Below are 8,542 nucleotides of genomic sequence, written 5' to 3' on the forward strand. Positions count from 1 at the left end.
TACGCTTCGCTATCCGTGAGGGTGGTCGTACCGTAGGTGCCGGCGTTGTTGCTAAAATCGAGAAGTAATTCGCATTGATGCGACTTAACTAATTCATTTGAATTAGTAAACGGTAGCACTCGACTTGCTTTAGTTGTTGGGTGCTACTGAATTTTTTATGTTCTTTATATTGTTCTTTTAGGATTAACTTTCATGAAAAGCCAAAGAATTCGTATTCGCTTAAAAGCCTTTGACTATAAATTAATCGATCAGTCTGCTGCTGAAATCGTTGAAACAGCTAAGCGTACCGGTGCTGTGGTACGTGGTCCAGTACCTCTACCTACTCGCTTCAAAAAGTTTGATATTTTACGTTCTCCACACGTTAACAAAAAATCACGTGACCAGTTCGAGATTCGTACGCATCAACGTTTGATGGATATTGTTGATCCTACTGACAAAACAGTTGACGCACTAATGCGTTTAGACTTACCTGCAGGTGTGGATGTAGAGATCGCCCTACAGTAATTACTGTTTTTGTCTGACGACAAAATTTAAAGCCAACTATCTAAAGCATTGATGCTACGGATAGTTGGCTTTTTGTTTGCCAAGCGAAGTTGGCATAGACCTCAGTTGATTTGGGAAACGAAGCGCTTAAGACGGCAAGCTTCAATACGCCATTAAACAATGTAGCCATCGAATGGCTAGAGACTACATTTTGCCCTTATCCAACGGCGGCAATTTTAGAAAAAGATGGTGATGAATTACTCAGCAACCGCTTCTAATGAAATCGTGATAGTCACTTCATCACTAACTGCGGGTGCATGTAGATCGACACCAAAGTCACTACGTAAAATCTTGGTTGTGGCATTCGCACCGATGGCATCTTTTTCCAACATCGGGTGAGTGGTATTTAAGAAGTGAGTGACCTCGAGTACCACTGGCTTAGTAATGCCTTTAATGGTCAAATCGCCCTCAATGGTTTTAGGCGCATCACCTTCAAAATTCACTTTGGTCGACTTAAAGCTTGCGGTCGGGAATTTAGCAGTATCAAAGATGTCTTCAGCTTGGATATGCTTATCAAACTCTTTGAATCCCGTGCTGATTGCTGTCATATCCAGCTTAATATCGACTTCTGCGGTTTTGGCTTCTTTGTCATAGACAACAGTACCGCTTGTGTTATCTAAACGTAATTGCTGAGTAGATAAGCCTAAGTGACTGTATGAAAAACTTGGGAAGGTATGGGCAGGGTCAATCTGATAAGTTTGCGCTGCTGCAAAAGCTTGACCGGCAAAAAGTGCGGAAACTAAAGATGTAGCAAGTAATTTTTTCATAAAACTTCTCCAATAATTAAGTGAATTGTTATCTGCATAACTATAAGCTAGCTCATTAACAAACAAAGCATAAAATGATTTGCTAACAATCGTCTGAGTCTAGCAAAAACTCGAAAACAGAGTTTTTTATAGAGGCATTGTGTCGATACCTAAGTTAATCTTAATACGTATCATTGTATACAGCATTTAAAGGTTAATAAATGATTAATATCGATATATACTATTCCTAGCAAAGAAATAATTAAAAGAATGAGCGATGGACAAGTTATTAGCGATGAAGGTTTTCCAACGAGTGGCCGTTGAAAAGGGCTTTGCGGCTGCAGGTCGTGCTTTAGATATGTCACCGCCTGTGGTGACGCGTTTAATTGCTGAATTGGAGGCTGAGTTAGGGGTTCGACTTTTTCATCGAACTACCCGACGAGTGGCATTATCAGAGGCTGGAGAACTGTATTTAGAACGAGTCTGTAAAATTTTGGAAGATGTGGAGCAAGCAAGTGAATTAGTGAGTGGCCATAGTGCTCAGCTTTCTGGGGTCTTGAGGATATCCTCTGATGCCGCCTTAGCTAGTAACGTTATCGCTCCTTCGGTCTCCGGCTTTAGGGACCTATACCCTGGCATCACACTGGATGTTACGGTCAGAAGTTTACGAACTTTACCCATCGAGGATTACGATATTACCCTGTTTAGTTCGACGCGAGGGACGGACCTTGCTGTGGTTGCCCGTAGAATTTTGCAGTCGGAGGCGATTCTAGTTGCTTCAACGAAGTATATTGAGCGTCGTGGTATGCCTAAGACACCAGAGGAGTTAGCAGGCCATGATTGTATTTACACTCGACCTGATAGTGATCCAATCAGAGGTTGGACTCTATGGAAGACGGGTGATGCTAAAAAGGTTATTGAAGTTGAAATAACGCCAATTTTGATGGCAAATCATACAGATACCTTACTTAAGGCAACCGTGGACGGTTTAGGGATTGCCTCTATGGCTCGTAACATCGTACAACCTTATCTAGCCAGTGGCGAGATGGTTCGTGTGCTGGAGCCTTGGGTTACTGCTGAATTAGTGATGTATGCAGGTCTACCTAGTCGTCAATTTATTCCTCAGCGAGTGCAAGTGTACCTGGATTATCTAATTGAGTATACGCGAGAACAGTTAAAAATCTAATAAATTAATGTGCCGGTTTGCGGGCTGAATCAGTAAAATAACGTATTGAAATGATCGTTAATTACAGACATAGTGGTTCTTCAACGGTGTACTATTATTGTTAGTTTGAAGTTAACTAGCATAATTTCTATAAAATTTTGGAGGGGTTTATGAGCTTTACTCGTCGTGATATTTTAAAAGTAGTAGGTGCCGCAGGTTTAGTCAGCATTAGTCCAAATTTAGCTTTTGCCCAGGTTGAAGGCATTGAAAAAAAATCCCTTACTATCGCAGTGGGTGGCCAGGCGTTAGTGTACTATTTACCACTTTCGATTGCCGATCTTAAGGGCTTCTTTAAGGATGAAGGTCTGGACGTAAAGATTGTTGACTTTGCCGGTGGTTCTAAAGCGTTACAAGCGGTGGTGGGCGGTAGTGCTGATGTTTGCTCGGGGGCTTTTGAACATACAATCAGCCTGCAGAATCGTCGTCAAAACTATAGTGCTTTTGTGATGCAGGGACGTGCGCCGATGATTACCTTGGGTGTCTCAACTAAAAATATGCCTGACTACAAAGAGCCTGCCGATCTTAAGGGTAAAAAGATTGGTGTGACTGCGCCAGGTTCGTCAACCAATATGTTACTTAACTTCTTTTTAGCCAAACACGGTTTGAGTGTCAGTGATGTATCTATTATAGGTGTCGGTGCTGGAACCGGTGCTGTTAATGCTATGCGCTCCGGTCAGGTTGATGCGATTAGCAATGTAGACCCAGTGATTTCTACACTGGAGCACGAGGGCCTATTGAATCCTATTGTTGATACAAGAAAGTTAGAAGACTCACAAGCAATCTTTGGCGGTCCAATGCCTTCTAGTTGTTTGTATGCATCCCACAAGTTTATCGAGGACAATCCAAACACGTGTCAAGCTTTGGCAAATGCCATTGTTAAGGCGGATAAATGGATCCAAGCAGCTAGTCTTGAAGACATTATAAAGACGGTACCTGAGCAGTATCTCTTAGGCAATCCAGACGTTTATCGCCGAGCCTTAGAAGCTAGCCTTGAAGCGCTTTCTCCAGATGGTATTATCGACCCCGATGGTCCGCAGACGGCCTTAAATGCGCTTGATGCATATAACGAAGAGATTAAAGCTGAAAAAATCGATTTATCCAAAGTCTGGAATGATCGTTTTGTTAAAAAGACATCGTCATAATCAAGGGATAGGAATAAGTTGATGTCTCAAGCAGTTTTAGAGTTAAACAATATCACGTGCACCTTTGTCTCCAATGACAAAGGTGGCGTGCCTTATACCGCCGTTAGGGATGCGACCTTACATGTCCAAGACGGTGAGTTCGTCTCTGTCGTCGGTCCCACGGGCTGTGGAAAATCGACCTTGCTTAATGTTGCCGCCGGCTTATTGAAACCGACAACAGGCGATGTGATGGTGTATGGCAATCCTTTAGATGGTATCAATAAGCGTGCTGGTTACATGTTTCAGGGCGAGTCTTTATTCCCTTGGCGCACAGCGTTGGCAAATGTTACCGCTGGCTTGGAGTTTGCCGGTATTAGCAAGCAGGCTGCCGAACAACAAGCGGTAGAGTGGCTAGCGCGAGTGGGTTTAGAGCATCACAAGGATAAATACCCGCATCAAATGTCAGGCGGCATGCGTAAGCGAGTGATGTTGGCTCAGACGCTAATTCGTAATCCGGATATTATTCTGATGGATGAACCATTTTCTGCGTTGGATATTCAGACCAGACAACAAATGGAAAATGAAGTTCTGGATATCTGGATGTCGCAACGTAAAGCCGTGTTATTTATCACGCATGACTTGGATGAAGCCATCGCCATGAGCGATCGGGTTGTGATTCTGGCAGCTGGACCGGCGACGCGAATCATCGGGGAGTTTGTGATCGATTTGGAGCGCCCTCGTGATGTGGCTGAAATGCGCAATCACCCTCGTTTTGTGGAATTGCACAATGCAATTTGGGATGTTTTGCGTGAAGAGGTGCTCAAGGGGTATCAACAACAAAAAGAAAAGGCTTAATCAATGAAAAAGTTACTCACACCTGGCAGGCATAATTACCGGATTTGGCAGATTGGGATCCTCATCGTCTTATTTTTGATATGGCATTTTGTTTCCAGAGACGATCAATTGGCTTTCTTTTTCGGTGAGCCTTTGGGCGTTTTTCAGGTGCTCTGGAAGTGGTTTGTGGTCGATGGCAATATTTATAAGCATTTAGGCATTACCTTAAGTGAAACCTTATTAGCGTTTGTGATCGGAACCATTGCCGGTATGCTAATGGGCTTGTGGATGGGTTTATCCAAAACCGCCAGTCTTATTTTTGAGCCCTACCTAACTGCTTTGAACTCGATGCCGCGCGTGATTTTAGCACCGATTTTTGCTATGTGGTTCGGTTTAGGTATCTGGTCTAAAGTGGCCTTGGCTTTTACCTTGGTGTTCTTTATCGTGTTTTTCAACGTCTACCAAGGCATTCGCGAAGTGAGTCCGACCTTGTTGGATAATGCCCGTATGCTAGGCGCTAATCGCAAGCAGCTATTACGTTATGTGTATTTGCCTTCCGCGACCAGTTGGGTTTTTTCAAGCTTACATGCGTCAGTCGGCTTAGCCTTTGTTGGTGCCGTTGTGGGTGAGTATTTGGGTTCAGCCAGTGGTGTGGGTTATTTGATTTTACAAGCCGAAGGCTCATTTGATGTGAATACGGTGTATGCCGGCATCATTACCTTGACCATATGTGCTTTATTACTCGATGCCTTAGTAGGTGTTGTTGAGCGCTATTTCCAAACTTGGAAACCAGGCTCGAAATCGGATACGCAACAGGCTTAAGATATCAGCAGTATTTTTAGAGGATTTTATGATTATTCATATGGTGTTATTTAAATTCGAAGACACGTTACCGGCGGACTTTGATGCAACCGTGGCTTATCACTGTGAGCAGATTAGGCAGCATTGTGAAGGCGTGATTCTGTTTGATTTGAAAAAGAATTTCTCTGACCGATCCCGTGGTTTTAATTATGCGCTTTCTAGTATTTTTGCTGATATGGAAAGTTTAGATAACTATCAACCCCATCCTGTACATCAAGCCTTTAAAAACTATTTGGATAGTTTTAGGGGCGAACGTGTCGTCTATGATGGTCAGCTAGCTGAGGATTGCGTGGTAAAAAGTCTGTAAGTTAGCACTTTAATGTAGTTGTAGCCCTGAGTTTTTGTTGTATAGCATACGAGCCAGAACTCAGGGCTTTTTAAGTCGTAAGGATTCCCTAGCGTCACCCTGAGTTTTTGTTGTTGGCACCATAGAAGTTAAAGGACGTGATTAATACATGCTGTCAAAGCTAAGTGGCTTTTCGGAGCGCACGCCTCAAACGTACTTTTTGTTTGTTTATGCTCTCTGCGCGATTCCACTTTTTTTATCCGAGGCAATGTCGTAGAGCATATCGAGCAGACGAGTCATATCGGCTTTTATCTTGGTCTTGCGGTTTGGTGCGTTGCTTTGGCGATGATTCTTTGGTATTACTTTCTGCCGGACCTCTCTGTTATTCAACTAAAGAAGCATGGTAAGGTTATGACAGCAGAGATAATTGGCGATAGCCATCATGCTTTTTCAGGTTTAGCACCAACGGCTATGGAGACTGGACAGACATATAGTGAGGCTCACGTCCGCACAAACAAGCCGTATGGCTATTTGCATGTTCAGTTCAACAATCTCTCCGGAACCCTAGTGACGCATACTTTTTCAATGTCGGTAAACTACTCATCTTTCTCAAATCTAGCGCAAGTGATTGAAGAACAAAATCAAGATTTACAAATCGAGCGTCGTGTGGACCGAGCGATAATGCCGGTCTGGTTAAATCCTAAAGTTAAGTCACCGGCTTTTGCGCTGGCTAATGAATCCGGTAGGGTCACTAGCAAACATGTCATGTTGGGTTTATGTTTGCTTATCATCACTTTGTTACAGATGAGTATCCCTTTATTGTATGTTGCCCAAACGACGCAACACCTTAGTGATGATGTATTGACCTTGTTTAATACACCAACCGTTTGGCATTGGGCGCCAATATGCAATAATGTCATTTTATGGATGTTTCATAGTCATGGCGCAGTCGATAAAGCCTCAAATGGTGTCGCGGCTGATGTGATGAAACTAGCAGGGGTGAAAGGAGTGACTGAATCAATCACTTGGAAAGCTACCAGTTATGGTGATGATGTGACTTACTATCGTTTTGATGTTTCTTATGAAAACAGCGCAGCTCATTTGCACGAGCTTAGTTTTAAATCGACGGTTAGCGATTCTAAAGAAAAAGAGTTAGCGAGGATGCTGCAACAACGGCCGATTTTTTATTTAGAAAATAATCCTGAGAAAATTTATTTCTTAGATTCCTATCACGGTAAATTTTTGTAGTTTATCGAGATACAGGCATGAGTTGCTGAGCGCTGGATAATACCTATGTCCGAAGAAAGTAAAGTATATATGACACGCAGACCACGAGTCGATTTTCTGCTCATCTATATTTTGTGTGCTATACCGCTTTTATTTACTCGCAGCTCCATTGCTGAACATTTGGAACGGACTAGCCATATCGGTTTCTACATTGGTTTAGCGGTTTGGTTGCTCGCTTTTTTGATGATAATTAAGTATTATTTCCTTCCGGATTATGCCATTATTCAACTTAAAAAGGAGGGCAAGGTAGTTAGCGCAGAGATAATTGGTGATTCTCACTCTGTTTTTTCAGCTTTGCCATCGTTGTCTTCGCAAGAAAAGGCATTAGATGATGAGGATCCGTTTCCTAAGGAATACGCAGAACGTCAGCTTAAGGTACAGTTCACTAATGTATCCGGCACGCTCATCACACATGTTTTCTCCATGCCGCTGGATGGTGTATCGTCTTCTAGCCTTCAGCAAATCATTGAAACGCAAAACCAAGATTTAGCAATTGATTATGCGGGTGATGCCCATGCCTATCTGCCAGTGTGGCTCAATCCAAAGGCAATGACACCTGTTTTTGCACTTGCCAATGAGCATGGTCGGCTTACTCGTAGGCATATTAACTTAGGTCTATGTTTGATGATTATCACCTTGCTACAGATGAGCTTGCCATTGCTTTATGTGGCTCAAAGCACGCAACACCTAAGTAATGATGTATTTACCTTGTTTAATACAGTCACTGTTTGGCATTGGGTACCAATAGCTAATATCGTCATTTTATGGATGTTTCATAGCCATGACTCTGTTGAAACAGGGCCTAATGGTGTTTCAGTTGATGTCATTAAGCTCTCTGGACTTAAAAGTACAACTGAATCCATTACTTGGAAAAAAACACATTATAGTGGTGATGATCCTGTATATCGTATTGATGTTAGGTATAAAGATAGTGCAGGTCAAATGAATAGCTTGCACTTTACGGAGCCCATTTCTGCTATTCAAAAGCGAAGGCTTGATGCTATGTCAGCACATCGTCCAATACTTTATCTGAAGCATCAAAAGGATAAGATTATTTTTGTCGATCGTGAGGATGGACAGTTTCTGTGAGCCGTGATGGCGAAGAGCAAATCATAACGCCCATATCGTGGCTATCGATATGGGCGTCGTGAGTGTGTTTAAATCACTATAAGGCAGCGGTCACTTGAATCTCAACATTGACCGTGGGGCGTGCTAGCTTAGCTTCGACGGTAGCACGGGTAGGAATGCCATTAGGGTCTAACCATTCGCCCCAGATACTGTTCATGGTGCTAAAGTCATGATCAATATCGCTTAACCAGATTTGTGCGCTGATAAGACGGCTTTTATCCGTACCGGCTTCCTTAAGGAGGGCATCAATTTGCTCCAGTACACTATGGGTTTGAGTGGCAATGTCCTTGCCCTCAGCTTCGGGCGTGGGAACAATGCCGGATAAATAAACCGTGCCATTATGAATAACAGTTTTAGACATTAAGGGACCGCTGTGTTTGCGTTCAATAGCTGACATAGATGTGTATCCTTTTAAACGAAGTTCAGATGGTTATTTTAACAAAGGCGATTTTTTATCGTGGCAGAAATTTGTGACAGCGAGACCTTTGCAATAACCCCTCAAACTTCCTAA

General features: G+C 42.8%; 10 protein-coding genes and 1 pseudogene. 9 read left to right on the forward strand and 2 right to left on the reverse strand.

Features of this window, described 5'->3' with window-relative positions:
• Positions 1–68: pseudogene (locus tag HMPREF3144_RS11415) on the forward strand (elongation factor Tu); the annotation flags it as partial.
• A 124-nt stretch (positions 69–192) separates the two neighbouring features.
• Entirely contained in the window at positions 193–504 is a 312-nt protein-coding gene (rpsJ, locus tag HMPREF3144_RS05355) for a 30S ribosomal protein S10 (RefSeq protein WP_018026650.1), read from the forward strand.
• A 236-nt stretch (positions 505–740) separates the two neighbouring features.
• Here the strand turns inward: rpsJ and HMPREF3144_RS05360 are convergent, their stop codons facing one another.
• Positions 741–1,310, reverse strand: a complete 570-nt coding sequence (locus HMPREF3144_RS05360; protein WP_048768023.1) for a YceI family protein — start codon at positions 1,308–1,310, stop codon at positions 741–743.
• Between the two features lie 256 nt (positions 1,311–1,566).
• Between HMPREF3144_RS05360 and HMPREF3144_RS05365 the strand changes: the two genes are divergently transcribed.
• From HMPREF3144_RS05365 to HMPREF3144_RS05395, 7 genes are all read left to right on the forward strand, one after another.
• The gene (locus HMPREF3144_RS05365; protein ID WP_070476843.1) at positions 1,567–2,475 is read left to right on the forward strand and encodes a LysR family transcriptional regulator; all 909 of its coding nucleotides are present in this window, start codon (positions 1,567–1,569) and stop codon (positions 2,473–2,475) included.
• A 149-nt stretch (positions 2,476–2,624) separates the two neighbouring features.
• Complete coding sequence (locus HMPREF3144_RS05370; protein ID WP_070476845.1) at positions 2,625–3,656, forward strand: ABC transporter substrate-binding protein; 1,032 nt, start codon at positions 2,625–2,627, stop codon at positions 3,654–3,656.
• Positions 3,657–3,677: 21 nt separating this feature from the next.
• Positions 3,678–4,490, forward strand: a complete 813-nt coding sequence (locus tag HMPREF3144_RS05375; protein ID WP_070476847.1) for an ABC transporter ATP-binding protein — start codon at positions 3,678–3,680, stop codon at positions 4,488–4,490.
• A gap of 3 nt (positions 4,491–4,493) precedes the next feature.
• Positions 4,494–5,291 (forward strand): ABC transporter permease, encoded by a 798-nt coding sequence (locus HMPREF3144_RS05380; protein ID WP_018026655.1) that lies wholly within the window; start codon positions 4,494–4,496, stop codon positions 5,289–5,291.
• Between the two features lie 28 nt (positions 5,292–5,319).
• A complete protein-coding gene (locus HMPREF3144_RS05385) occupies positions 5,320–5,637 on the forward strand; it encodes a Dabb family protein (RefSeq protein WP_070469521.1) in 318 nt (105 codons plus the stop codon).
• A gap of 324 nt (positions 5,638–5,961) precedes the next feature.
• The gene (locus HMPREF3144_RS05390; RefSeq protein WP_070476853.1) at positions 5,962–6,864 is read left to right on the forward strand and encodes a hypothetical protein; all 903 of its coding nucleotides are present in this window, start codon (positions 5,962–5,964) and stop codon (positions 6,862–6,864) included.
• A 45-nt stretch (positions 6,865–6,909) separates the two neighbouring features.
• A complete protein-coding gene (locus tag HMPREF3144_RS05395) occupies positions 6,910–7,992 on the forward strand; it encodes a hypothetical protein (protein ID WP_246823904.1) in 1,083 nt (360 codons plus the stop codon).
• Between the two features lie 76 nt (positions 7,993–8,068).
• Here the strand turns inward: HMPREF3144_RS05395 and HMPREF3144_RS05400 are convergent, their stop codons facing one another.
• The gene (locus tag HMPREF3144_RS05400; protein ID WP_070476852.1) at positions 8,069–8,428 is read right to left on the reverse strand and encodes a RidA family protein; all 360 of its coding nucleotides are present in this window, start codon (positions 8,426–8,428) and stop codon (positions 8,069–8,071) included.
• Positions 8,429–8,542: the final 114 nt, after the last annotated feature.

The sequence above is a fragment of the Oligella sp. HMSC05A10 genome (assembly GCF_001808335.1).
Lineage (GTDB): Bacteria > Pseudomonadota > Gammaproteobacteria > Burkholderiales > Burkholderiaceae_B > Oligella > Oligella urethralis.

Excerpts from the sequence above, each read along its gene's own strand:
- rpsJ (WP_018026650.1), top strand. The coding sequence starts at position 193 with ATGAAAAGCCAAAGAATTCGTATTCGCTTAAAAGCCTTTGACTATAAA.
- HMPREF3144_RS05360 (WP_048768023.1), bottom strand. The coding sequence starts at position 1,310 with ATGAAAAAATTACTTGCTACATCTTTAGTTTCCGCACTTTTTGCCGGT.
- HMPREF3144_RS05365 (WP_070476843.1), top strand. The coding sequence starts at position 1,567 with ATGGACAAGTTATTAGCGATGAAGGTTTTCCAACGAGTGGCCGTTGAA.
- HMPREF3144_RS05370 (WP_070476845.1), top strand. The coding sequence starts at position 2,625 with ATGAGCTTTACTCGTCGTGATATTTTAAAAGTAGTAGGTGCCGCAGGT.
- HMPREF3144_RS05375 (WP_070476847.1), top strand. The coding sequence starts at position 3,678 with ATGTCTCAAGCAGTTTTAGAGTTAAACAATATCACGTGCACCTTTGTC.
- HMPREF3144_RS05380 (WP_018026655.1), top strand. The coding sequence starts at position 4,494 with ATGAAAAAGTTACTCACACCTGGCAGGCATAATTACCGGATTTGGCAG.
- HMPREF3144_RS05385 (WP_070469521.1), top strand. The coding sequence starts at position 5,320 with ATGATTATTCATATGGTGTTATTTAAATTCGAAGACACGTTACCGGCG.
- HMPREF3144_RS05390 (WP_070476853.1), top strand. The coding sequence starts at position 5,962 with ATGATTCTTTGGTATTACTTTCTGCCGGACCTCTCTGTTATTCAACTA.
- HMPREF3144_RS05395 (WP_246823904.1), top strand. The coding sequence starts at position 6,910 with ATGTCCGAAGAAAGTAAAGTATATATGACACGCAGACCACGAGTCGAT.
- HMPREF3144_RS05400 (WP_070476852.1), bottom strand. The coding sequence starts at position 8,428 with ATGTCAGCTATTGAACGCAAACACAGCGGTCCCTTAATGTCTAAAACT.